Here is a 24176-nt window from a genome sequence, read left to right on the forward strand (position 1 = left end):
ACGGCGGTGGCATACAACTCGTTCCACAGATATCGGTGGAACGTGTTTCGAACCGCGGCGGGCTTCGGAACGGCTTTCGAACTCGGGACCCAGTCGCTTCGGGATGCTCGATATCGGGGAGGACGATGCGCGAAGCGGCGTTAGTCGCAGTCGCAACCGCCGCGGTCGATGAGGGATTCGACGGTGTAGTGAGCGTTACAGTCCGGGCAGTGGACGCGAACGTCGACGTACACCTCGGCGGTCTCGGGATCGACGTCGAGTTCGTCGGCGGCCGCGAGGTCGGACAGCGACTTCTCGGTGACGCGCTCGACGCGACCAAGCAGGCGTCGGATGGTTTCGGTGCGGTGCTCGCGGAGGTCGCCGTCGTCGCGGTCGGTCTCTGAGGGCGGCGTCACGCCGCGGTACGAGGTGAGATAGGTGCGCATCGCCCGATGCGAGACGAAGTCGGCCTCCAGTCGCTCGACGTCGACGCCGGTGCGTTCGAGTCGGTGGACCGCTTTCGTCCGCGCCCCGCTCGACACGTCGTCGTCGGTAAGCACGCGGTACAGGGTCTCGATTTCGCCGTCGAGGGCGCGCTCGTTTCGCCCGTCGAGCGCCGCGCGGAGGAGCCGACGGTTGAACGCGTCAGCGAGGTCGCGGAGGCTCGACCGCGCGCCCGCCTCAGCGGTCCAGCGGCGTTCGAGCTCCGCGCCGAAGCCGTCGAAGCCGCGCTCGCGGAGCAGTCGGCTGACCTTGCTCTCGGGGCCGCGTTTCCCGCCCGGGGAGTCGTGTGAATCGCTCACTACCGACTGCTATTCGGTGCGTGCACATATGCTTGACGCGGGGGGAGACGTGGTTCCGGGCGAGGGTGCGAAGGTGGAGACAGAGGACGGCGGGTGCAAACGAGAAGCCGAGACGGAGCCTCAGTAGTTGGCGGCGTCGCCGCGACCGGCCGACGGGCCTCGGCCGGCCGACGATTCGCGGTCCGAATGTACGGCGGCGAAGTCGTCTCGGGCGTCCCCGCCGACGCTCGTCGCAGGCGACCCCGCGGGCGTCGATTCGGCGTCGCCGGCGTTCTCAGCGACCCGGTCGGTGGGAGACTCAGTCGAGTCCTCGGCGGTTCTGAGGGTGACTGCGACGGTCGTGCCGCCGTCGGGGTCGTTTTCGACCGCGATGCTCCCGCCGAACTGCTCGACGAGCGCGGCGACGAGCGAGAGACCGGTTCGGGAGTCGGGCGTCTCCGCGACGGTCTCGCCCGCGTCGAGGAGGGCGTCCTCGGGGAACGACGCTCCGTCGTCGGAGATGCGGACGGTCACGGTCTCCGCGCCGCAATCGGCGCGCAGACGGACCTGCGGGCGCTCGGCGTCCGCCCGCTCGACCGCCGTGACGAGGAGGTTCCGAAAGACCGCGGAGAGCATGCTGTGGGCGAGGACGTTTACCTCGGGGAGGTCGCCGGCGACGACCACGTCGGCGTCGTACCCGGCGCGGACCTTCTGAAGCTCGGTCTCGACGGTTTCGACAAGCGGCTTCGGTTCGAGGTCGGCGGCGCGGTCCGAGGTGAGCACGTCGGTGAACTGCGCCGTGCTCTCGGTGAGGTCGATGATGCCGTTGCTCGCGGCGACGATGTTCTCCAGTCGCTCGTCGGCCCCTGACCCGGCCTCCTTCCGCACGACCGACGCCCACCCGCGGATGACCAGCGCGTCGTTGCGGATGTCGTGTTGGAGGACGCGGTTGAGGACGGCGAGCTGTTCGCGCTGTTGGCGGAGTTCTGTCTCCCGTCGCTGGCGCGCGACGGTCCACCGATAGAGGCCGAACACGAGGAGCACCGCGCCGACCGCCTGCGCGCCGTCTTCGAACAGGTAGCTGAACCAGACGGGCTGTTCGACGAACTCGTCGAGGAAGTCGGTCAGCGCGAACAGGTACGAGGCCGCGACGCCGCCCGCCAACGGATAGAAGACCGATGGGTCGCGGATTCGTCGCACCACGAACAGACACGCGAAGAGCACGGCGACGACGACGCCCTCGCCGACGAGGTCGAGCGCCGCCGTCGTCGGGTCCGGCGGGAGCGCCGCGAGCTGCGCGACGACCGGGATTGCCGACCCGGCGGCGACTGCCCACGGGAGGTATCGATGCGTGGCTCCGGCGGGTTCCTCGCTTGCCTCCGCTGATTCGTCGTCCATTCCTCGCGTCGGTGTTTCGGGTTTCATCTCGGTTCACCACACCCCGAGCGTCTCCCGCGTCCGACCGGCGGCGTCTGTCTCGCTTGCATACTCTCGTTGACGGCGATGTCCGATGAAGTGGTTGCTATGTGGATTGTCTGCCTCACTTTCCGTTCGGTAGTCGTCCCCCGTGTTCGGTAGTCGTACGGAGTCGAAAATAGTTCGCGGGTCGACGCGTGCCGACGCGTGCCGTCAGCTCAAGTAAACACCCAGACCGCGGCGACGAACAGCAGCGACCCGAAGACGAACGTGACGTCTCGGGTCCGCACCATCATGCCCTCGGTCCGGAGGGCTTGGCTCTGTTCGTCGCCCAGCGAGCGCGAGAACCCCTTCGTCTCCATCGCCTCGACGTTGACCCGCGAGCGCTTCGCCACGTTGAAAATCAGCGGGTAGAACGCCTTGACCGAGAGCGTCAGCAGGTAGGAGAAGTAGCGCCACCTGAACAGTCCCTGTTTTTCGGGAACCTTGCTCCGGAGGCGGAAGGAGTTGATGAGCGCGTGGTACTCCTCGACGAGAAGCGGCATCATCCGGTAGCCGTAGGCGATGGCGAACGTGAGCTGACGGGGGACGCCCAGACGCAACATCCCCTTGCTGAGCTTCTGCGGGCTCATCGCCGAGAAGACGGCGAGGCTGATGACCGAGATAATCGTGAGCTTGAGGAAGAACGGGACGAGCGCCCCGACGGCGTCGATTCCGACTTCCTGACTGGTCGTGGCGGTGTGGATACCCCGACCGACCGCGGCCGCGACGATAGTTCCGGTCTCGGCGAACACGCTCACATCACCCGTCGTGACGCCTTCGACGACCCGACCGGCGTTGTCACCCAGGTGGCCCACCGCTCGCATCGCCCCGCCGATGAGCGGGACCAACACCACGAAGAAGCCGACGTTGGTGACTTGGCCGAACAGGAGCAACGCGAGGAGGTATTTGCTGACCTGCGAGAGCGCGGCGAGCACGAAGGCCGCCGCGAGCAGGATGGCCAGCGGGAGCGTGTCGTAGAACAGCCACGGAATAATCATGAACAGCACGGTCCACACGAGCACCACGCGCGGGTCGAAGCTGTTCAACAGGGCGTCCTCGTTGTCGTAGGCGGTCCGCATCAGGTCCACCTTGATGTCGGTGACCGAGATGTCGGTGAGCGCGTCGACGTACTTCATCGCGCCCCTCCGTCCGACTCGGCTTCGTCGTCGCTATCGCCGGCCTCACCGATGCCGCCGCCACCGCCAGCTTCGACCACGTCGTCACCGAGCGACCGAGCCAGCGTCTCGCACATCGCGTCGGTGCTGAGGGCGGGGGATTCCAGTCCGAGTCGCCGGCTCAGTTCGACCACCTGCGGCTGGCGCAGGTCGGTCTCGGCGAGGAGGTCCGGGTCGGAGAACACCGCCGCCGGCGGCGCGTCCGCGAGCACCTCGCCCTCGCCCATGACGAGGACGCGGTTGGCCCACGCCGCGACCAGTTGCAGGTCGTGCGAGGCGACGACGACGGTTTCGACGCGGCTCTCGGCCTTCCGGAGCATGCCGGTCACCTCGCGGCGGCTCTGGAGGTCGAGACTGCCCGTGGGTTCGTCCAGGAGGACGACCGTCGGGTCGGTCGCGAGCCCGATGCCGAGCGACGCGCGGCGCTGTTGGCCGAGGCTCATCAGGCGACCGTCACGGTCCGCGAGGTGTTCGAGGTCCAGATACGCGAGAATCTCGTCGACGCGGTCGTCCACGTTCGGGGTGTCGCGGTTCTCGAGGTAGTAGGCGATGTCCTTGCGGACGGTGTCCTCGACGAACATCTCCTCGGGGTTCTGGTGGATGTAGACGGTGTCGTCGGCCAACTGCTCGGGAAGCGTCTCGCTCGTGTCGCGTCCGAGAACCGTCACCGTCCCCCGGTCGGGGGACTCTACCCCCGTCAGCAACCGCAACAGCGTCGACTTCCCGGAGCCGTTGGCACCGACGAGGGCGACCCGGTCGCCCGCGTGCAGTTCGAGGTCCAGCCCATCGAGGACGTGGTTGTACCCCTCTCGAAGCGTGGGGTAGCCGTGACCGACACCGCGCATCGTCACCAGCGCGTCCCTATCCTGTTCGCCGTCGGTCGGCGCGCCGCCGGTGTCCGCGCCGGCTGTCGCCACCGCGCCGCCGTCGACCGCGGCCCGCGAACCGCGTGCCGTGGCGGGCTGAAACGCCGTTGCCGCCTCGTCGACGGTCACGGGATACCGACCACTGGGTAGGGTGCCCGCCTCGGACGGCAGGCCGTCGGCGATTTGCGTGACCTGCGGCGGGTGGATGTCGTGGGCGAGTAGGTCGTCGAGTCTGTTGAGGCCGACTTCGACCGGTTCCTTCCAGGCGACGCCGCCGTCGGAGACGAGCACCATCTCGTCGCAGTAGTCGGCGATGAACTCGGAGTGGTGTTCGATCACGATGACCGTCTTGTCGCGCTCCTCGTTGAGTCGTCGGAGCTGTTCGTACGTCTCGCGGGCGTTTCGGGGGTCGAGCTGTGCGGCCGGCTCGTCGACGAAGATGAACTCGGGGTCCATCGCCAGCACCCCCGCGAGCGCGACGAGGTGTTGCTGGCCGCCGCTCAGCTCCCAGATGAACCGGTCTTCGAGGTGGTCGAGACCGAGGGTTTCGAGCGCGCGGGTCGCCCGCTCGGCGTAGTCGTCGAGCCCGTGGTTGAGGGGCGCGAACTCCACGTCGTCGCGGACCGTCTCCTGAACGAGTTGGTTCTCGAAGTCCTGAAAGACGTAGCCGACCGTCTTCGAGAGTTCGGCCACGTCCGACTCGCGGGTGTCGGTGCCGGCGACGCTGACGCGCCCGTCGAACGTCCCCTCGAAGAAGTGCGGGATGAGGCCGTTGAACGTCTTACACAGGGTCGTCTTGCCGCTGCCGTTGCCACCGACGACGGCCGTGAACTCGCCCGGCTCTATCGTCACGCTCGCGTCGCGCAGTACCGCCTCGTCGCCGCCGGGGTACTGAAACGTCAGGTCCTCGACGACGATGTTGTTGCTGCTCATGAAAACAAAAGATGGGGGTTTAGTCCTGCAAGCCGTCGACCTTGCGCTGGCGGTAGGCGACGAGCCCGAACGAGATGACCGCCGCGATGGCAATCGGCACGAACAGGAACGCTTGGCCGTACGTTTCGACGAACTCCGGCGTGAACGTGACGAGCCCGCCGCTGGTCTCGCTCAGCGTCTCGAACGCGAACGCGACGGGTATCAGCGCCACCCACGCGATGAGTCGCTTCAGCGACGTGCGCGTGAACATCGGGCCGTCGCGGCCCTCGACGGGGCTCATGCCGAGCAGCGGTTCGATTTTCCCGCGGAGTCGCGGGTAGAGGAACAGCGTCGGAATCGCCCCGAAGACGACGCCGGCGATGATAATCTGAAGCAGCGCCCCGATTCCCTCGGTTGCCCACACAGTCTCGGGGAGCCACGAAATCGCTTCGAGCTCTTCGACGCCGACGTAGAACTTCCCGACGTCGATGAACCACGCCGCGGTCTCTTCCATCGCCTTCGCGAGGAAGCCCACCGCCGCGATTTGCTTGACGTTCTTCGGGTCCGTGATGAGCGACATCGCGAAGAACCACGACAGCGTGATGACGATGAGGCCCTCGACCGCGCCGAGCGCGCTGAAGTCACCGATGAGAATTTCACCGAAGACGATGCCGCCGACCGGAATCGCGAGACAGCCCCAAAACGACCGGAAGAGGAGAACGACCGACATCGCGACGAACCAGAACGGTCCGATAGAGACGCCTAACCCGCCTATCGAGAACTCCGGCAGGAGTTCCGTAATCATGCTCTGCAAACCGTGCAGCGACATGACGAGGATGAACGCTATCATGTCCCTGTGGTCGAAACTGAACGCACTACTCGAGTTGTTGGACGTTGTCACCATCCGGGTGGTGGTCGTTAAGCGAATTGGTTAATCGTTGGTATGAGCACAGCGTACGACTGTATATCCGACTATACTCTGTGGAGTAATCGGTGGCAGTACATAGCAATCGCATCAGTATATCGCGCTCCGGACGCCGACCGGCCGCGGCGCTCGCGAACCGATTCGGATGCGACTGCACGAACTGCTCGCGTCAAAAAAAAGAACGGCACGGAACCGGGAATCGAGCGGTGGCGATGCCGCCGACGCCGACACCGACGCTGACGCCGATACCGACCCCGACCGTCAGGCGTCGGTCCCGCTCACGCAGCGCTCAACGTCAGCGCGGGACTTCATCTCCAAGACGTTGTACGGGGCGTCGATGTCCGCGGCGACCGACCGGAACGACGGGAGCGGTTCGTGCGCGTCTTCGGTGCCGTCGTTGTCGTGGAGGTGCGCGACCTGAATGCGGTCACCGAACCGCTCGACAAACCGCTCGTAATCGACGCCGGTCGCCTTCGCGTGCCCCACGTCGAGCGTCAACTTCAGGAACTCGTCGCCGACGCCGACGTCGTCGAGGAACGCGGCGAGTCGGTCCGGGGTCGCCGTGTGCCGACGCGTGCCCGGTTTGTCGCGCTGGTTTTCGAGGCAGACCGGGACGCCCACTTCGGCGGCGAACTCGGCGCACTCGCGGAGCGTTCGAACCGCCTGCTCGCGGGTGTGCTCGCGGACGTGGTCGGGGTAGCGCGTCCGAACCGACCCCCCGTGGACGATGACGCCGCCGGCGTCGATTGCCGCGGCGAGCTCGATTGCCTCTTTGGTCGCCGCGACCGCGGCGTTCCGAAGGCGCTCGTTGACGTTCCCGGGCGCGACGTCGAGGTGCGGGCCGTGGACCGTGTAGCTCACGTCGAACTCCTCGGCGACCGCCCGCAGGCGCTCGGCGTCTCGCTCGCCCGGTTGCACGTCCAGATACCCCGCGCGGAGTTCGACGTGGTTCAGGTCGAACCGCCGGAGGAACCCGGCGAACGAGGCCACCTCGTCGGCGTAGCGGATGTCCATCGACGCGCCGAACCGCGGTCGCTGGACGGGCGTCGCCTCAGACATCGACCCGGCTCGCGGGGACGAGTCGGTCGCCGCGGAGGACCGGCACGACCGACCGGGAGTCGATAGCCGTCTCGAACTCGTGGAGGTCGCGCCGCCGAATCTCGTGTTTCTGCTCGTATCGCGGCCCCTTCGCGGTCACGAGGAGGCGCGCGTACCGCTCGCGGTCGCGGTCGGTGAGGCCGTCGCCGTGGAGGCACTCGTCGATGAGCGCCGCGCCGAGGGTGTCGTCGGGCGTCGGCTGGCCGCTCGACCCGCTGGCGACGATAGTGACCGGCCGCCCGCGGGCTTCGAGCAGGTCCGCGACCGCCGCGGCGTTCGTGTAGCCGCCGACGAACACCTCGACGTCGGACCCGCCGCGCTCGCGGAGCGTCGAGACGGCGCGCCCGCCGTTCGTGGAGGTCATCGCGGTCGGTCGCCCGTCGAGGTCCAACTGCTGGACGTAGCTCGGCGAGTTGAAGAAGTCGTAGCCGGGGTTCGGCTCGTAGTCGTCGGTCTTGCCGCCGCCGATGAGACTGTCGGGGTGGTCCTCTTGGTACGCCGGTTCGTCGCCGCGCTCGTCGGTCACGTGGACGTACTCCGCCCCGAGCGCGAGCAGTTCCGCGACGGTCGCCGAGAAGTGGGTCACGTCCACCACCACGTAGTCGCCCGGCGTCGGCTCCGCCGGGATGTTCTCACAGCCCTCTATCAACGTCTCTACGAACGGCTCTGTCTGTCGTCCATCTGCGGACATAGCCCAGGCTCTCGACAACACCCACAAGTCAGTTGCTAGTAGCGATATATATCCGACCGTACTATCCGTAGTTCGGACGCCGCGTTCGACGACGCCGGGATCGGGAGAATACTCGGAAAGCAAACTATTTTCTACTAGATATTATGATAGTTCTCTCTCGCCGGTCGCGGTCCCGACCGCGGCTTGGAACGACGACGTTCTTCCGACGAATCGTCTGTCTCACTCCCTGTCGATTCGGGGGCGTACAGCGCCACACTCGGCGTTTCTTCGTTCGAGCGAGCCGAGCAGTCGGGAACGTCCCATCTCGGTCGTGATTTGGACGCGTTCCCGAACTGTTGGATGCCCCGAAACGCACCCGCTCCACCGCGGAGCGTGCGACCGCGTTCACACCGCCACTAAGATATCACCGAAACACTCTAAATCGCCCGAATTTTACCTGTTCGTGGCAAACGACGCCGTCGTCGTGGGTGGGGCTATCGACGCGGGAGTCCCGTGGTCGGCTCCCAGCCCGCCGGCGGTTTGCCCCGACTTCGGTCGCTTCGGCCACGAGACGGACAGACAAACTTATCAGTATAACTACTGTCTTACTGTTTGATTAGTGAGCTTCGAAAGCGTCCGTGGCCGCCGCGTCGTTGCCGCCGACAGCGTCTTCCACCGCCGGCCCAACGTCGATTCGAGATGACTCTCGCCACCGAACGACTCCGCCGATTCAAGACGCCGCTCCGGTACGCGATGGGTTGCCTCTACGTCCTCGCCGGCGTGATGCACTTCGTCGTGCCGAACGCGTACGCGCAGGTCGTTCCGCCCGTCTTCCCGGCGGCGCTCGCGCTCGTCTACGTCTCCGGCGTCGTCGAAATCGCCCTCGGCGTCGGCGTCGGCGTCCGCCGCACTCAGCGCGTCGCCGCGTGGGGGCTCATCGCACTGCTGATTGCGGTCTTCCCCGCGAACGTCTACATGGCGACGAGCGACATCGTGCTCGACGGCGTTCCGGCGGCGTTTCGGGAGCCCTCGGACGCCGCGCTGTGGCTTCGCCTGCCGCTTCAGGGCGTACTCGTCGCGTGGGCGTGGTGGTACACTCGCCCCGAGTCCGTCGAGGCCGACGAGTCGCGTTCGGTGCGGTGACTGTCTCCAAGCGAATTGGTGTGAATCACCACGCTGTCACGCGGTTTTTCGCGTCCAAACGGAACTGATTCAAGCGCGCCGGTGCGAGCCGTACCCGATGACCGAAGATGACACTCACGACCGCGTCGTCCCCGGAAGCGACGAGGCCATCGACTCGGCCGACGTTCGGGGCTACGACTTCGACGGCGCGTTCGACTTCGACGAGTTCCTCGACGCGTACGCGACGACCGGCTTTCAGGCGACGCAGCTCGCCGAAGCCATCGACATCGCGGAGGAGATGCAGGAGGCGGATGCGACCGTCTACCTGACGTTCACCTCGAACATCGTCTCGTCAGGCCTGCGCGAGGCCGTCGCCTACCTCGTCCGCGAGGGGTTCGTCGACGTGCTCATCACGACCTCTGGGTCGCTGACCGAGGACGTCATCAAGACCGCCAAGCCGTTCAAGATGGGCTCGTGGGACGCCGACGAGGGCGAACTCCGCGAGCGCGGCATCAACCGCCTCGGCAACATCTACGTCCCCTCCGACCGGTACGTCTGGCTCGAACAGTACCTCTACGACTTCTTCGAGGACTTCTTCGCGGAGGAGAAAGTGCGAACGCCGACGGCGTTCGCCCGCGAACTGGGCGCGACGCTCGACGACGAGCACTCGGTGTTGAAGCAGGCGGCCGACAACGACGTGCCGGTCTACTGCCCGGCGCTCACCGACGCCGAGGTCGGTAACTTCCTCTACTACTACCGGCAGGGCTACGACAAGGAGGTCGGCATCGAGATTCTCGACGACTACGACTCGCTCATCCAGGACGGCCTCCTCGCGGACGAAACCGGTCTCATCGCCGTCGGCGGCGGCGTCCCCAAGCACCACGCCATCATGACGAACCTCTTCCGCGGCGGCGCGGACTACGTCGTCTACATCTCGACGGGGATGGAGGGCGACGGCTCGCTGTCGGGTGCGCCCCCGAACGAAGCCGTATCGTGGGGGAAAGTCAAGGACCACGACACGAACTACACGCAGGTCGAAGCCGAGGCGACGCTGGTCTTCCCGCTCCTCGTCGCCGGCGCGTTCAAGAACTAGCGGGGCTACGCGCCCCGCCGAGCGATATTTATCCTCGTGAGCGAGTGGTTGCTCACCCAACATGAACGAAGACGACGCGGTCGGCGGCGAACTACGAACGGTCGGTATCCTCGGCGGCATGAGCAGTCAATCGACGGTCGAGTACTACCGGCTCATCGACGAGGGTATCAACGACGTGCATGGCGGCCACCACGCGGCGGAACTCCTGATTCGGAGCGTCGACTTCGGCACCGTCGAGCGCTACATTCGGACCGAGCGGTGGGACGACGCGGCTGACTATCTCGCAGCCGCCGCGACGGACCTCGAAGCCGGCGGCGCGGACTTCGTCGTCATGGCGACGAACACGATGCACAGGGTCGCACCGCGCATCGAAGCGGCGCTTTCGATTCCCTTCCTCCATATCGTCGACGCGGCCGCGGACGCGATTCTCGCCGACGGACTGGAGACCGTCGGCGTCCTTGGAACTCGGGCGACGATGGACGGCGCGTTTTACCGGGAGCGGTTCGAGGAACACGGCATCGATGTCATCGTCCCCGAGGAGTCGCGTCGAGACGAAATCGACCGAATCGTCTTCGAGGAACTGACCAAGGGCGAGATTCGCGAGGCGTCCCGCGACTACTACCTGAAAGCCGTCGACCAGTTAGTCGAACGAGGTGCCGACGGAATTGTCCTCGGCTGCACGGAAATCGAACTCCTCGTCGAACAGGCCGACCGGCCGGACGTTCCGCTGTTCGACACGACGGCGCTCCACGTCGAGCGGGCCGTCGAACGAAGCCTCGCGGGACGGGTAGACGGATAGCGGAGTTCGGTCGTCGGGATGTCAGTTCCCACCCTTCGCGAGCGACTTCGGGTCCGTGGCGTAACTAAGGAACCACCCACTCAGTGGGGAGTGACTCGCTTGAGCAGATAGTAATCCGATGGCCGAAAACGCCACGCGGCCGTTCGGCGGCCGCGACGCGGTCCTGAATCGGCGGTGACCACACCTCCTGTACAATTACACTTTACAAAATTAAACCACAATTGATTTTTGCGGCGGGCGGAGAATATCGAGGAGACAACGGTCGCTACCCACTCTCAGGAATCATGAACGAAGCACGCCCTCTACGACGCCGTACCGTACTATCAGTACTCACAGCGGCGAGTCTCGGTGGTCTCGCCGGCTGTCTCGGAGGGGCCGACGACAGCGCCCCGGACGCGAGTGAGAACGAATCCACGACGTTCCGAGTGGGAACACAGTGGAACCCGGACTCGCTCGACCCCCTCGTCAAAGGGTGGGTGTTCAGGAAACTGAGCGTCATCGAGCCGCTGGTAATCACGGACTACGATGCCTCGGTCGCGCCGGGCTTGGCGACCGATTGGAGCGCCACCGACGAGAGTCGACAGTGGGAGTTCACCCTCCGCGACGACGTGACGTTCCACGACGGAACGCCACTTTCGGCCGCGTTGGCAGTCGAATCGCTCCGCCGGAGCTTCGCGTCTACGTCGCTTGCCGGCCTTCCCGTCGAGTCGGTTTCGGCCGCGGACGACCGGACCGTTCGCATCCGGACCGAACGTCCGTTCGCGCCGCTGCCGGCCCACCTCACCCGCGCCGAGACCAGTATCGTCTCGTCCGAATCGTACGACGACGACGGGGCGGTAACCGAGTTGATCGGGACCGGCCCGTTCAGGTTCGACTCGTGGGAGCCGGGCGAACGAATCACGGCTGTCGCGTTCGAGTCGTATCACGGAACGGTTCCGAGTATCGACGAACTCGTCTACGAGCGCGTCGCGGACGAACAGACCCGTCTCCTCAAACTCGAAAATGGGGAGTTGGACATGGCTCGTCAGCTCTCCACAGAAACGACGCCGGGTCTAGAAGCGCACGACCACTTGACGGCCTACGAGTACGAAGTGCCGAGAACTCGCTATCTCGTCTTCGACACGACCTCGACGCCGTTCGGGGACCGCGAGGTTCGCCGAGCGGCCATGTACGCCCTCGACCGGGCTGGCATCGTCGAGAGCGTGCTGAACGGCGGCGGGCCGGCCGCCGTCGGACCGTACCCGCCGGAGCTGACCGAATGGGCCAACGAGGACCTCGAGCCGTACGCGTACGACCCCGAGAAGGCCCGGGAACTGCTCGAAGCGGCGGGGTGGAAGGCGACCGAAAGCGGCCGCGTCCGCGACGGGGAACCGCTGGAAATCGAACTGTGGACCTACGACGCGTGGTCGCTCCCAATCGTCGCGCAGGTCGTCCAAGAACAGCTCTCGGCGGTCGGCTTCGACGTCTCGCTGCGACAACTGGCGTACAGCACCATCCGGGAACGGGCGAATCGGGACTCGTTCGACGCCGTGCTGTGGTCGAACTCCCTTTTGTGGTACCCGGACCCGGACCGGCTCGCGGACTTCGTCCACTCGACGGAGGCAACGATGTTCAGCGGCTACGAGAACGAGCGGGTCGACCGACTGCTCGAAGCAGCCCGGACGACCACACACCGCGCCGAGCGGAAGCGCCGGTACGACGAGGTGCAGGCCATCGCCCAGCGAGACGTTCCGATTGGCTGGGTAACACACGTCACGAACGTCGTGGGCACGAGCGCCGACGTCGAGGGCTACCGGCCGCTGCCGACGGAGACGTGCTACCACCTCGAAGACGTGACGCACCAGTCGAGGGCATGACGGAGCGAGTGCCACCCACAGGACTGAGCGGCCACCGCAGCGGCCGCAGCGACCGCCGCGGTCAGAGCCGTCGGAGGCAGTCGTGAGCCGGCACCTGCTGCGTCGAGTCGGCGGGGCGGTGCTGGTGCTGTTCGGCGTGTCCGCCCTCACCTACGGCTTCGTCTTCCTCACGCCGGGGGACCCGGCGGTCGCCGCGCTCTCCCAGCAACTCGGCCACCAACCGTCGGCGGCGGCGGTCGAACAGTTCCGGGCGACTCACGGGCTGAACCGCCCGCTTCCGGTCCGGTACGCGGACTGGCTCAGCGAGGTCGCGCGCGGCGACTTCGGCACCTCGTACCAGTCGGGGCGGCCGGTGCGGTCGATGCTCGTTCAGCGCCTGCCCAACACGGTCGAACTGGCGGTCGCGTCGACGGTCGTCGCGGTCGCGGTCGCCGTCCCCGCGGGCGTGACGAGCGCCGTGCGGGCCGGTGGCTACGTCGACGACCTGACGCGGGTCGCGTCCCTCGTCGGCGTGTCGATGCCGAACTTCTGGCTCGGCTACTTGCTCATCATCGGCGGCGCGCTCCAACTGGGTCTGTTTCCGGTTTCGGGAGCGGGCGACATCTCGCACCTCGTGCTCCCGGCGGTGACGCTCGGCTCGGGGATGGCCGGCGTCATCGCGCGGCTGGTTCGAACGTCAATACTCGACACGCTCGGGACGGAGTACGTCCGGACGGCCCGGTCGAAAGGGCTGCACGAGCGCGTCGTGGTGTACAAACACGCGTTCCGGAACGCGCTCGTCCCCGTCGTGACGGTCATCGGGCTCCAGTTCGGCTACGTCCTGAACGGGGCGGTCGTCGTCGAAGCCGTCTTCCAGCGGCCGGGGTTGGGGACGCTCCTCGTCGACGCGGTGTTCGCGCGGGACTACCCCGTCGTGCAGGGCGTGACGCTCCTCGTCGGCGTCGCGTTCGTGAGCGTCAACCTCCTCGTCGACCTGACGTACCGCTATCTCGACCCGCGTATCGATATCGGAGGGACGCGGCCGTGAACGGGACCGACGAATCGGTCGCGTCGGAGGCGGAACGCGGGTGGCGACGGTGGTACGCCGCGCTCGCGACGAACCGCGCTGCGAGGGTGGGCGGCCTCATCGTCGTCGCACTGGTCGTCTTCACGGCGTTCGGCCCGCTCCTGTGGCCTCGTGATCCCGTCGAACAGCACCTCGTACACCGGCTCGAACCTCCTTCGCTCGCGCACCCGCTCGGGACCGACCGGCTCGGCCGCGACGTGCTCGCCCGACTGCTCCACGGTGCGCGCCTCTCGCTCGGCGTCGCCGTCGTCGTCACGGGGGTCCGTCTCGCGCTCGGGACGGCCGTCGGCCTCGTCGCCGGCTACGTCGGCGGCTGGGTCGACGCGGCGCTGATGCGACTCCTCGACACGCTGCTGTCGTTCCCGGGTATCGTCCTCGCCATCGTCGTCGCGGGTATCCGCGGCCCCAGCCTTCTCAACGCCATGGTCGCGCTCGCGGTCGTCGGCTGGGCCTCCTACGCCCGACTCGTTCGAAGCACCGTCCTCTCGGTGCGAGAGCGGGAGTTCGTCGCCGCGTCGCGGCTGCTCGGGTCCTCTCGGCTGCACGTGATTCGCCGGCACGTCCTTCCGAGCGTGGTCGGTCCGGTCGTCGTCCTCGCGACGCTCGACGTCGGCGGCGTGATTCTCGGTGCCGCCGGCCTGTCGTTTCTCGGTCTCGGTGTCCAACCCCCGACCCCGGAGTGGGGGGCGATGCTCGCCGGCGGCCGGAACCACCTCCGCGACGCCTGGTGGCTGGTGAACGCTCCGGGCGGCATGATACTGCTCACCGCGCTGGGGTTCAACCTCCTCGGCGACGGACTTCGGGCGGCGCTCTCCGCGACAGAGTCCGACCGGGTAGAACGCGAACGCGCGTGAGACGCCCCTCACGGCGCTCGTCGTCGCGAACGATGAGGACGGAACGTTGATAGAGCTACGAACGTTCCCGTCCGCTCGTCAGGAACTCACCTGACCACGATACGACTGCGCGTTCCTCGTGGAACGCATGCCAACCGATGGCCGGGTGGAAAATGAAGTTATCTGAAAATAGAATTTGAGATGTCTAATCCAGGTGACGGCTCTCTATTCGAGCAACCTCGACTGGAGTGACCGCGATCCGACCGACGGGGGGACTCGTGTTTCCCGCCGCCTATTGAGTGCCCGGTAGCTCTTTTGGGGTTGGCATAGCCCTGCAATCAGTACGGACAGCTCATAGTAACGGCCTTTATCACCCAGTCATGTTGACCGGGTGATGGTATCAACCAGGAGAAGTTTCATCGGAGGTTCTGCCGCGGCGGTGGCGGGTCTCGCCGGCTGTCTGACGACGAGCAGTTCCGAGGGTGACGCCGACGCGACGGGGTCCGGTGGCGGCGACGCGGAAACGTACGAGGTCGGCTATCGGGACTTCCAGACGAACATCGAGGCCACCGCGTTCCCCGATATGCTGTACTTCTACTGCGTCCAGTCCGGGTGGATGAACTGGCCGTCGCTGATGCAGTCGTTCGAGGACTCCTACGGCGTGGCCGTCCACGACGACGACCGCTCGTCGGGCGAGGCGCTCCAGCACATGCGCTCGCACTCGAACAACGTGACCCACTCGGGGTACAACGGCGGCTACACCTACGGCATCGTCGCCCGGAACGAGGGCTTCACGCAGGCGTACAAGCCGCAGGGGTGGGACAAGGTGCCTGACTCGCTCAAGACCGACGACGGCCACGTCACGGCGACCCGTCGAGTGACGACGGCCGTGACCTATCGGAAGGACATCTACGAGGAACGCGGCCTCGACGAGCCGACCACGTGGGAGGACCTGCTCCAGCCCGAACTCATGCAGGACCTCGCGCTCCAGACCCCGCAGGCGGCGGTCGGGCTCGCGGCGGCGCTGTCGATTAACAACGCCCGTGGCGGTAGCATGAACGACCTCCAGCCCGTCATCGACTACTACGAGCGGATTCAGGAGGGCGGCGCGGAGTTCACCGACAACTTCCTCGCGCAGTTCTCCCGCGGGGAGTACGCCACGTTCATCCGGTACGACTACTCCGGCCTCGACCTCAAGTACAACAACGACGAGGTCGCGGAAGAGAACGTCGGCGTCGCGCTCTTGGGCGGCGAAAACGGGAACAAAGGCGCGCTCAACATGCCGTACGGCTACGCGCTCTTGGAGGGCGCGCCGAACCCGGCGGCCGGCAAACTGTTCATGGACTACGTCCTCTCGCTGGAGGGCCAACAGCAGTTCCTCGACGCCTACGTCAGGCCGATTCGCTCCTCGGAGCTGGAGCTTCCCGAGGAGTTCATCGACCCGGCAGAGTACGACCGGACGGAGTTCCAAGTCGACTACGGCCAGTTGGTCGACCAGCAGGAGGACATCATCCAAGAGATAACGCGCGGCGCGAACATCTGAGGATGTCCGACCGACACGCCGAGAACAGCTCGCTCTCGACAGTCCGGGCGCTCACGGCGCGAGTCGTCGGCGCGGTCGAGACCGTCGCGAACCCCGTCACCGAACGGGAGCGCGAGTACCGCCGCATCGTCGCGCTGTGCGCGCCGTTTGCCGCGTTGGTGCTCGTCGCGGGGCTGTATCCCCTCTCCGAAGTCGTTCGCATCAGCGTCTCGACCGCCCAGTATCGGTCGGTCGGGTTCTCGCTCGACGCCTACGCGACGCTGTTCGGGGACCCCTATTACCGCCGGGTGGCGTTCGACTCTCTGTGGCTGACCACGGGAACGACGCTCGTCTCGGTCGGGCTCGCCGTCCCCATCGCGCACGCTCTCGAAAAGTACGACCTCCCCGGCGAGGACCTCCTCGTCACGCTCGTCTCGTTTCCCATCAGCCTCCCCGGCATCGTCGCCGCGTTCATGATTCTGGTGCTGTTCGGAAACAACGGCGTCGTCACCGCGGTCGCGGCCGCCCTCACCGGGAGCCGCCCCACCGACCTCGCCTTTGCGGTCAGCGTCCCGGGGCTGTTCGTCGCCTTCGTGTACTCGATGGTGCCGCGCGCGACGCTCATCCTCCGCGGGACGTACGCCGAGGTCGATTCGGCAGCCGAGGAGGCCGCCCAAGCCCTCGGCGCGACGCCGTTCGAGACGTTTCGGTACGTCACGCTTCCGCAGATTCGACCGGGTATCACCGGCGCGCTGATTCTCACGTTCCGGACGGGGCTGGCGATTTTCGGGACGCTCGTCGTCATCCAGACGCTCGTCGTCTGGACGCTCCAACTCTCGCGGGAACTCGGCGTCGGCTACGACGTGCAGGTCGCCGGTGCGATGGCGACCGTCTACTTCGCGTTCACGTTCCTGTTCACCGTCCTCGGACTTCGGTACACCAGCGCGGAGGTCGGCATATGAGGCCGTCCCCGTCCCCGTCCCTCTCGCGTCGGCTCGGGCGGTCTGTCGTGGCGCTGACCCTGTTCGCGACGGTCGCGTTCCTCATCGCGCCCATCGTCCTCACCGTCGTCGCCTCGTTCGCCGCGAGTTGGACCGGCGTTCTCCCCTCGGGCTTCGTCACCTTCGAGAACTGGCGGGCGGTGCTGGGGCTCGCGGACACGATTGGTTCCCAGCGCAGTATGGGATGGAGCCCGCTGTTCAGGCTCCCGCTCGGCGGCGAGACGCTGACGGTGTTGGTCCCGGCGGAGTTGGCGTTCAGCATCGGGCTGGCGCTCGGCGGCGTCCTCATCAACCTCGTCGTCGGCGTCCCCATCGCGTACGCGGTCGCTCGCTACGAGTTCCCGGGCAGAGAGTGGGTCAACGCCGTCTCGGTGCTCCCGCTCGTGCCGGGCGTCATCCTGGGCGTCGCGTTCCTCCGGGCGTATCCGGACCTCTCGGCGACGAGTTTCGGGCTCATCGTCGGCTACTCCCTGTTGAAAGCGCCGTTCATGGTGATGGCAGTCCAAAGCGAGTTCGAGTCGATGCCGCTCCGGCAACTGGAGGAATCGGCGCGCTCGCTGGGCGCGTCGTGGCCGCGGACGTTCCTGACGGTCATCGTGCCGAACGCCCGCTCGGGCATCGTCTCGGGAGCCATCATCTGCTGGGCGCTCGCGGCCGCGGAGTTCAACTTCTCGTACATCGTCTGGGCGAACGGTACCCAACCGCTCGCGCTCTTCTTGCAGCGACACATCTCGAACAGCTCGTTCACCAAGGCGGCGGCCGCCGTGTCGATGTTCTTTTTCATCATCGTCGCGGTCACCCTCCTCTTGCAGCGGGTCGGTCGCCGCGGCTTCGACATCAGAGGTAGCTAATGGCAGACGTGGCACTAGACGCGGTTCGGAAGGACTACGACGACACGACGGCGCTGGACGGCGTTTCGCTCACCGTCTCGGACGGCGAGATTCTGGGCGTCCTCGGCCCCTCGGGGTGCGGGAAGACGACGACCCTGCGAACCGTCGCCGGCTTCGAGACGCCGACCGACGGGACGGTCAGGTTCGACGGCGAGGACGTGACGAACGTCCCCCCGGAGAACCGCAACGTCGGGTTGGTGTTCCAGGAGTACGCCCTGTTCGACAACATGACGGTCACCGAGAACGTCGCGTTCGGGCTGAAGATGCGGGGCGTCGGGAAGCGCGAGCGACGGAACCGGGCCGCAGAACTGCTCGACATGCTCGACATCGACGAGATGGGCGACCGCGACCCGACGACACTCTCCGGCGGCCAACAACAGCGCGTCGGGCTGGCGCGCGCGCTCGCCATCGAGCCGAACGTCCTCCTGTTGGACGAGCCGATGACGGGACTCGACGCCCAACTGAAGGCGCGCCTGCGGACCGAAGTCGGCGCGCTCCTCGCCGAGTTGGACGTCACCGGCCTCTACGTCACCCACGACCAAGCGGAGGCGATGGTGATGTGCGACCGCGTCGCCGTGTTGAACGAGGGTCGCGTCGAACAGGTCGGCACGCCCCGAGAGATCTACGAATCGCCGGCGACCGAGTTCGTCTCGGAGTTCGTCGCGCTCGACGCGCCCGACCTCCCGTTCGTCAGCTGGTGACTCGGCCGTAGCGGCGCGAGTGCGACGGCGTCCGAGGAGAGGTGCGGCAGTCGGTACACGCGGTCATCGCGTTCGAGGCGGAGCGTCTCGGTTCCGAACAGGCGGTCGGTGGCGCTTCGGACGCGCTCCAGTGGCACGGCGTTGACCGCCAGCAACACCGCCACTTTCGCTCGCCGCCTCTCGCTGGGAGTGAGCATTGTCGATACAGGGACAGTTCACTCGGGACAGTTAGGTGGTCTGACTCGCGTCGGGCGTCGGAGTCGCTCCCCGAGTCGTCGCGCGCCGCCGGGCCGATTCGAGCGCGGGTTTCAGCAGTTATATGATTGGATGCGTAAAACGACGCATCCGATGGCCTCTCCACGGTACGATGACGCCTCACCGTCGTCTCTCCCCGCCGGCATCGGGTTTCTCCCGGTGCTCTCCGCGAACCTTCTCCCCCTCGTCGGCGTGCTGTGGTTCGGCTGGAACCCCGAAACCCTCCTCGCGGTCTACGCGCTCGAACTGCTGTTGTTGTTCCCGCTTTCGGGCGTGAAAGCGCTGTTCGCCGGCCGACCGCCGACCTCGTCCCGCGAGGGCGGCGTGCTCAACCGGTCCGAAAGCGACCTCGTGGATAAGCGCGGGAGCGTCACTATTCACGACCGACTCCCGCCGGTGTATCCCCGCAACGTCCCCTTCGCGACGGCCGTCGTCGGCGGCGGCGCGTGGGTCGGCGTCTTCCTCCTCGCGCCGCTCTCGGAGGTCGTCTCGGTGCTCGACGTGCTCGCCCGCCCGGAGGCGGTCGTCAGCGTCGCCGCGCTCGTCGTCGGGCAGGTCGGCGAGACGGCGGCCGCGTTCCTCCGCGGCGACCGATACGCGGAGCGCTCGCCGTACGCCCTCGTCGAAATCCCCGCTCGCCAAGCGATGTTCCTCGCGTGCTTCCTGTTCGTCGTCGTCCTCGGCGGCGCGACGGTCGCCCTCGCGGCGTTCGTGCTCGTGAAACTCCTCTTCGAGTGGTCCGGCTTCCGCGCGGACCGGGGCGGCGGCCGGCTCACTAGTTGGCTCGCCGGCCCCGACAGCGAGGCGACCCGCGAGGCGCTCGACGTTCCCGACGGCCGACCCGCGGCCGAAATCGACGTGGACCGCCGTGCGGTCGTCGCGGCCGCGGTCTGGCGCGCGGTCACGACGACGGGTCCGTTCTACGTCACCATGGCCGCGATGGTCTGGATTGGCGGAACCGCCTTCGTCGCCGAGGAAGCCTCGCTCGCGGTCTGGGTCGGATTCGGCCTTTTCGGACTCGCCCTCCTCGGGTTCATGCTCGCCGGCGACGTGGTCGAGGACACGCTCGCGAGCGGGTGGCTGACCTACCGGCGGTTCGGCGGCCGACTCGTCGCTCACGACCGCTTGACCGGCGAACCGCAGTGGGCGGCGGCGGTCGGTGACTTCCGCGACGCCGAGGTCGTGGCGGCCCGTCCCACAGACCGCTATCTCGGAACGCGAACCATCGCGGCGACGGTCGGCCGGGGCGACGACGAGACGGAGCGCGCATTCGGGCCGGTCGCGGACGCCGAGAGAGTCGTCGAGGCGTTCGACCTGCCGGTCGAGTCCACGACGCTCCCGCCGCTCGACCGGCGCTTCGTCTGGGCCGCCGTCGCTTCGGTCGTCCTCACGGCGGTCGGCGTCGTCACCGTGGTGGTCACCCCGCTCGGCCCGTCCACGAGTTGGCTGCTCGCGTTGTTCCTGTTCCCGGCGTTCGCCATCGTTCCCAAGGGGTTCTGGAAGCTCGCGCACTCGTGAGGTGAGACGACTAGAGCGGTTTGTGACGAACGAAAAGATGAGAAGCAGAAAGCGCGTGAGTGAACGAGTAGCGTCACGACGAGGTCGCCCGCGACGGCCCGCGGGCGGACTACCCTCGCGAATGTAACGAGTAGGCGATGAGCACCACGCCGCAGAACTGGAACAGCCGCGTGACGAGCGTGAGCGGCTGTTGGTACTGGAGGCCGATGTAACCCTGACGCAGGAGCACCGAGCCGACGAAGGCGACGCCGAACGCGACGGCCGTGAGGAGGAACAGGCCCGCGGACAGCGCCCGCATCGTCCGGCTGTCGTGACGGCGGTAGCCGCGATAGGCCTGATAGCCGACGTAGCTCCCGACGAGCGTCGACCCGAGGGCGAGCGAGACGATAAGCCAGTCGAGGACGGCCGACAGCGTCGCCATCTCAGAGGTCCTCCCACATCCGTTTGAAGCGGTCGGCGGTGTCGGATTCCCCCTCGCCGGGGAACGACTCGTCGTCGGTACGCGTCAGCGACGCCTCGAACGACCCGTCGTCTAGCGCCACGGAGAACTCGGAGAGCGTGGCGGTGTAGACGCTGTAATGGTTGTTACTGGTTCGAATCTCGGTCTGCTCGTCGAGGAGTCCGTACGCTTGTAATCGTTCCACCCGGCGGTAGACCGTCGGTTTGGACATCTCACACTCGTCGGCAAGCTCTTGTGCGGACATTGGTTTGGTACTCGTCGCTGCGAGGATGTCTCGGGCGTACTCGTCGCTGAGGAGGTCGAGAATATCGCCCAGCGCCGGATCCTCACTCACGGTGGTCGAATGACTGCTCGTCGGATTAATAGGCCCACGGGTTTCCACCCCTGTTGGTCGCGGCGACCGAGTTGGAGTCCGAATCGGGGCTGGAGCACGGCGGGGCTGTCGAGAGAGCACGATGGTACGGGTTAGTGCGTCGATACTGCGGGGTCGTACGGCGATGCTGTGGAGGGGCTGCTGCGTCAGCGATGACCGCGATGGGTGCCGGGGTGCTGTCAGAGGGCACAGTCCGGTACTGCTCGGGAGGGCAGTCCGGCGTCAGTTCGGCGGGGCCCATCGCAGTTCGACCGACGCGCCGTTAGCCCATATAAAACGGGGGCCAGTTTCTGACCCAGAAACTCGCCCGTTTTCAGGCGGGACAGCCGACCGAGCGACCGACTTCGACGAGGCGGTCCGTCTCGACGCCGGTCCCGCGGACGGTGTACCCGTAGCCGTCGCAGTTCCACGACACCGAGGTGGTCGGTCCGTAGTCGATAGTCGCCGGCCGGCCGCCGACCGTCGCGTCGCGCTCGTCGGCGTCGATGTCGAGGGTGTAGTTGAACTTCGCGACCGTGAGTTCGCGGCCGCCGGCGGCGTAGCGGAGTCCGACCCCGTCGATGCGGCCGGTGGTCCGCGTGGCGTAGACCAGTTCGTACGCGGACGGAACCGTCGGCTCGGGAACCGAAATCGAACTCCGCGCCACCAAGTCGGCCCTGCTCCGGAACCACGACGTGTTCGGCGTCTCCTGACGCTCGACGGTCGTGCCGGCGTCGATGTCCGGGCGGAACGTGTCGGCCGACACCGCCGCGTCGAACGTCACGTTCGTGTACGTCGTCGTCACCGACCGCCGAGTCCCGTCGGCCGTCCACGCCGTCTGCTTGCGAAGCGGGTAGAACCGCTCGGTGTCGAGCCACAACCGCTGGCGGTAGCCCGCCTCGCTCCGGTTCGTCTCGGGTACGATGTCGAGGACGTACGCCTCGCGCCCGCCGACGGTGTCGGTCTCGACGAACTCGACGGTGTAGCTACGGTTCGCGTCGGCTCCGGGGGCGACACCGGCGTGCCGCGGTACGACGGGGAGCGGTGACACGCCGATGGACTGCGGACGACCGGCGTCGTCGGTCAGCCCCGCGGCCGCGACGAGCAGTTGGAGCCGTTCGGCCGTCCGCGACTCGGTCGGCGGCCCCGTCAGTTCGATGACGGTCACCGCATCCCTGTCTGTCTCGTGAAGCCAGAGCGTCGACCCGTTCGAGACCTGCCGGTCGTACTGTCGATTCGCGGCGTTCCGGAAGTTCACGCGCTTCCGTTCTGTCTCCGGGACGAGCGTCACGTCGGCGACGGTCCGAGACGTAACCGTGTCGTCGGCTCGGACCTCGACCGTCTGTGTTCCGGTGAGCGCGTCGATGCCGCGGTAGCGCTCGGTCACGTTCGCGTCGACTGCGGGGCTCGCGTCGCCTATCGCGCCCCCCGTCGTCCAGAGGACCGCGGAGAGCGCGACGGCGACGAGCACGAACGCGGCGAGCGTGCGTCGGTTGAGTCGGAGTGGAGGGCGGGTCATACTGGAAGCACTCTGGCGGAAGTTCGACTGCGTGTCGGAGTGCCGACGGCTAAATACTTCTGGACGCCGGGCCGAGCGCCCACCGGACCGATAGCTACACGCGCAAGGCGCGAGACGGGTCTGATATGTCGCCCTCCACGACGCCTTCGACGCGAACGCGGGCGTTGGTCTGCGCCCTCCAGTGGGTCTGGTGCAGACGTTCGTCGCCGAGACGACGCTCGTTGCTCGACTCGCTGACGGGTGACTCGACGACCGGTCGACGGCGCTTCCGACCGTACACGCCTCGAACGCCGGGGAGTTTATGCGCGTGCGGATGGTACTCAACCGATAATGTCAAGCGAGCGGAGAGAGCTGTTCGAACACATCGAATCCGATCTCATCCTACGAGAGTTCTTTCAGGAGGTAACTGAATACGCGATATTTCTCCTCGATGCGGACGGATACGTCGCAACGTGGAACGAGGGCGCGAGACGAATCAAAGCGAACCGAAAAGAGCGCGAAGAGCGACTCATGGTGCTGAATCGGATGCTTCGGCACAACCTGCGGAACAATCTTAATATCGTCAGCGGGTACGCACGAGAGTTGCGCCGAGACCTCGACGCGGTCGACCTCCCGACCGAGAAGGGCGACTACGACCAGTTGGCCGAGACGGTGACGAACCTCAGCGAGACGACCAGCGGTATCGATGCCGAACTTCGAGCGCTCGACGAGATAGTCACCGCGGCGAGTCAGTTTTCGGTCGAGGCGATGGTCTCGAAGACGGACCGAATCATCGAGAACGCCGACGACCTCATGTCGACCGGCGAGAAGGCCCGGCGGTTCGAGAACGTCGTGGAGGAATCCACCGACAAGCAGCCGGTCCGCGTCGACGACGTGTTGTCGGATATCAAGCGGACGTACGAGCGGCGATATCCCGATGCGACGATTCGATTCCGGGCAGGCGAGCAGACCGTGCTCGCGAGCGCGCACTCGCTTTCCCTCGCGCTCGACGAACTCGTGCAGAACGCCATCGTCCACAACGACGAGGATGACCCCGTGGTCACCGTCGCGTCGTGCCGCATCTCGGGCGAGCGAGTCGAAATCACGGTCGAAGACAACGGGCCGGGAATCCCGCAGACGGAACGCGAAATCTTGGAACGCGGGGAGGAAACGCCGCTGTCGCACGGGAGCGGGATGGGACTGTGGACCGTCTCCTGGTTCGTCACGCAGTTCGACGGCGAGGTTTCTATCGTCGACCGCGCCGGCGGTGGGTCGACGGTCGAAGTCAGGCTCCCCACGCCGGAGCACTGACGCGGCTGTATCGGCCTCGCCGCCCGAGAACGCG

Annotated in this window: 22 protein-coding genes and 1 pseudogene; 12 read left to right on the forward strand and 11 right to left on the reverse strand. The window is 66.6% G+C overall.

Annotated features, from left to right (window positions below):
• Window positions 1–140: 140 nt before the first annotated feature.
• The 7 genes from rdfA to HVO_RS00885 form a co-directional block, all read right to left on the reverse strand.
• Window positions 141–782, reverse strand: a complete 642-nt coding sequence (gene rdfA, locus HVO_RS00855; protein WP_004041361.1) for a rod-determining factor RdfA — start codon at window positions 780–782, stop codon at window positions 141–143.
• A 120-nt stretch (window positions 783–902) separates the two neighbouring features.
• Window positions 903–2159, reverse strand: a complete 1257-nt coding sequence (locus HVO_RS00860) for a sensor histidine kinase (RefSeq protein WP_004041360.1) — start codon at window positions 2157–2159, stop codon at window positions 903–905.
• Window positions 2160–2395: 236 nt separating this feature from the next.
• Window positions 2396–3355 (reverse strand): energy-coupling factor transporter transmembrane component T, encoded by a 960-nt coding sequence (locus HVO_RS00865; RefSeq protein ID WP_004041359.1) that lies wholly within the window; start codon window positions 3353–3355, stop codon window positions 2396–2398.
• A complete protein-coding gene (locus HVO_RS00870) occupies window positions 3352–5193 on the reverse strand; it encodes an ABC transporter ATP-binding protein (protein ID WP_004041358.1) in 1842 nt (613 codons plus the stop codon). The genes HVO_RS00865 and HVO_RS00870 overlap by 4 nt, the downstream gene beginning before the upstream one ends.
• Before the next feature lie 19 nt (window positions 5194–5212).
• Window positions 5213–6076, reverse strand: coding sequence for a hypothetical protein (locus tag HVO_RS00875; RefSeq protein ID WP_241431388.1), 864 nt, complete (start codon window positions 6074–6076; stop codon window positions 5213–5215).
• 282 nt (window positions 6077–6358) lie between these two features.
• Window positions 6359–7156: a sugar phosphate isomerase/epimerase family protein gene (locus HVO_RS00880; protein WP_004041356.1), complete on the reverse strand. Its 798-nt coding sequence runs from the start codon at window positions 7154–7156 to the stop codon at window positions 6359–6361.
• Complete coding sequence (locus HVO_RS00885; RefSeq protein ID WP_004041355.1) at window positions 7149–7886, reverse strand: 2-phosphosulfolactate phosphatase; 738 nt, start codon at window positions 7884–7886, stop codon at window positions 7149–7151. The genes HVO_RS00880 and HVO_RS00885 overlap by 8 nt, the downstream gene beginning before the upstream one ends.
• Before the next feature lie 678 nt (window positions 7887–8564).
• On the opposite strand from HVO_RS00885, the gene HVO_RS00890 reads away from it, so the two are divergent.
• From HVO_RS00890 to HVO_RS00935, 10 genes are all read left to right on the forward strand, one after another.
• On the forward strand, window positions 8565–9008 hold the full coding sequence (locus HVO_RS00890; RefSeq protein ID WP_004041354.1) for a DoxX family protein: 444 nt from the start codon (window positions 8565–8567) through the stop codon (window positions 9006–9008).
• A gap of 97 nt (window positions 9009–9105) precedes the next feature.
• Window positions 9106–10080, forward strand: a complete 975-nt coding sequence (locus tag HVO_RS00895; RefSeq protein WP_004041353.1) for a deoxyhypusine synthase — start codon at window positions 9106–9108, stop codon at window positions 10078–10080.
• A gap of 61 nt (window positions 10081–10141) precedes the next feature.
• The gene (locus HVO_RS00900; protein WP_004041352.1) at window positions 10142–10879 is read left to right on the forward strand and encodes an aspartate/glutamate racemase family protein; all 738 of its coding nucleotides are present in this window, start codon (window positions 10142–10144) and stop codon (window positions 10877–10879) included.
• 284 nt (window positions 10880–11163) lie between these two features.
• Window positions 11164–12735, forward strand: coding sequence for an ABC transporter substrate-binding protein (locus tag HVO_RS00905; RefSeq protein ID WP_013034939.1), 1572 nt, complete (start codon window positions 11164–11166; stop codon window positions 12733–12735).
• An 82-nt stretch (window positions 12736–12817) separates the two neighbouring features.
• Window positions 12818–13762: a nickel ABC transporter permease gene (gene nikB, locus HVO_RS00910; protein ID WP_013034969.1), complete on the forward strand. Its 945-nt coding sequence runs from the start codon at window positions 12818–12820 to the stop codon at window positions 13760–13762.
• Window positions 13759–14655 carry a nickel transporter permease gene (gene nikC, locus HVO_RS00915; RefSeq protein ID WP_004041349.1) on the forward strand — a complete coding sequence of 299 codons (897 nt, stop codon included), beginning with the start codon at window positions 13759–13761 and terminating at the stop codon, window positions 14653–14655. Before nikB ends, nikC begins: the two co-directional genes overlap by 4 nt.
• A 418-nt stretch (window positions 14656–15073) precedes the next feature.
• A complete protein-coding gene (locus HVO_RS00920) occupies window positions 15074–16177 on the forward strand; it encodes an extracellular solute-binding protein (RefSeq protein ID WP_004041348.1) in 1104 nt (367 codons plus the stop codon).
• A gap of 2 nt (window positions 16178–16179) precedes the next feature.
• Window positions 16180–17118 (forward strand): ABC transporter permease, encoded by a 939-nt coding sequence (locus HVO_RS00925; protein ID WP_004041347.1) that lies wholly within the window; start codon window positions 16180–16182, stop codon window positions 17116–17118.
• The gene (locus tag HVO_RS00930) at window positions 17115–18008 is read left to right on the forward strand and encodes an ABC transporter permease (protein WP_049914740.1); all 894 of its coding nucleotides are present in this window, start codon (window positions 17115–17117) and stop codon (window positions 18006–18008) included. The genes HVO_RS00925 and HVO_RS00930 overlap by 4 nt, the downstream gene beginning before the upstream one ends.
• Window positions 18008–18748 carry an ABC transporter ATP-binding protein gene (locus tag HVO_RS00935; RefSeq protein ID WP_004041345.1) on the forward strand — a complete coding sequence of 247 codons (741 nt, stop codon included), beginning with the start codon at window positions 18008–18010 and terminating at the stop codon, window positions 18746–18748. Before HVO_RS00930 ends, HVO_RS00935 begins: the two co-directional genes overlap by 1 nt.
• Here the strand turns inward: HVO_RS00935 and HVO_RS21435 are convergent.
• Window positions 18670–18882: pseudogene (locus HVO_RS21435) on the reverse strand (DUF6498-containing protein); the annotation flags it as partial. The gene HVO_RS00935 and the pseudogene HVO_RS21435 overlap by 79 nt on opposite strands.
• A gap of 214 nt (window positions 18883–19096) precedes the next feature.
• Here HVO_RS21435 and HVO_RS00940 point away from each other — a divergent pair.
• Window positions 19097–20521, forward strand: a complete 1425-nt coding sequence (locus tag HVO_RS00940) for a DUF6498-containing protein (RefSeq protein ID WP_004041343.1) — start codon at window positions 19097–19099, stop codon at window positions 20519–20521.
• Between the two features lie 109 nt (window positions 20522–20630).
• Here HVO_RS00940 and HVO_RS00945 read toward each other — a convergent pair whose 3' ends face one another.
• The 3 genes from HVO_RS00945 to HVO_RS00955 form a co-directional block, all read right to left on the reverse strand.
• Entirely contained in the window at window positions 20631–20942 is a 312-nt protein-coding gene (locus HVO_RS00945) for a DUF7521 family protein (protein ID WP_004041342.1), read from the reverse strand.
• Window position 20943: 1 nt separating this feature from the next.
• Entirely contained in the window at window positions 20944–21315 is a 372-nt protein-coding gene (locus HVO_RS00950) for an ArsR/SmtB family transcription factor (RefSeq protein WP_004041341.1), read from the reverse strand.
• 352 nt (window positions 21316–21667) lie between these two features.
• Window positions 21668–22852 (reverse strand): LolA family protein, encoded by a 1185-nt coding sequence (locus HVO_RS00955; RefSeq protein ID WP_004041340.1) that lies wholly within the window; start codon window positions 22850–22852, stop codon window positions 21668–21670.
• A 330-nt stretch (window positions 22853–23182) separates the two neighbouring features.
• Here HVO_RS00955 and HVO_RS00965 point away from each other — a divergent pair, with 330 nt between their 5' ends.
• Window positions 23183–24142 (forward strand): sensor histidine kinase, encoded by a 960-nt coding sequence (locus tag HVO_RS00965; protein WP_004041338.1) that lies wholly within the window; start codon window positions 23183–23185, stop codon window positions 24140–24142.
• Window positions 24143–24176 lie beyond the last annotated feature (34 nt).

Origin of the sequence: Haloferax volcanii DS2 (genome assembly GCF_000025685.1) — an archaeon.
Lineage (GTDB): Archaea > Halobacteriota > Halobacteria > Halobacteriales > Haloferacaceae > Haloferax > Haloferax volcanii.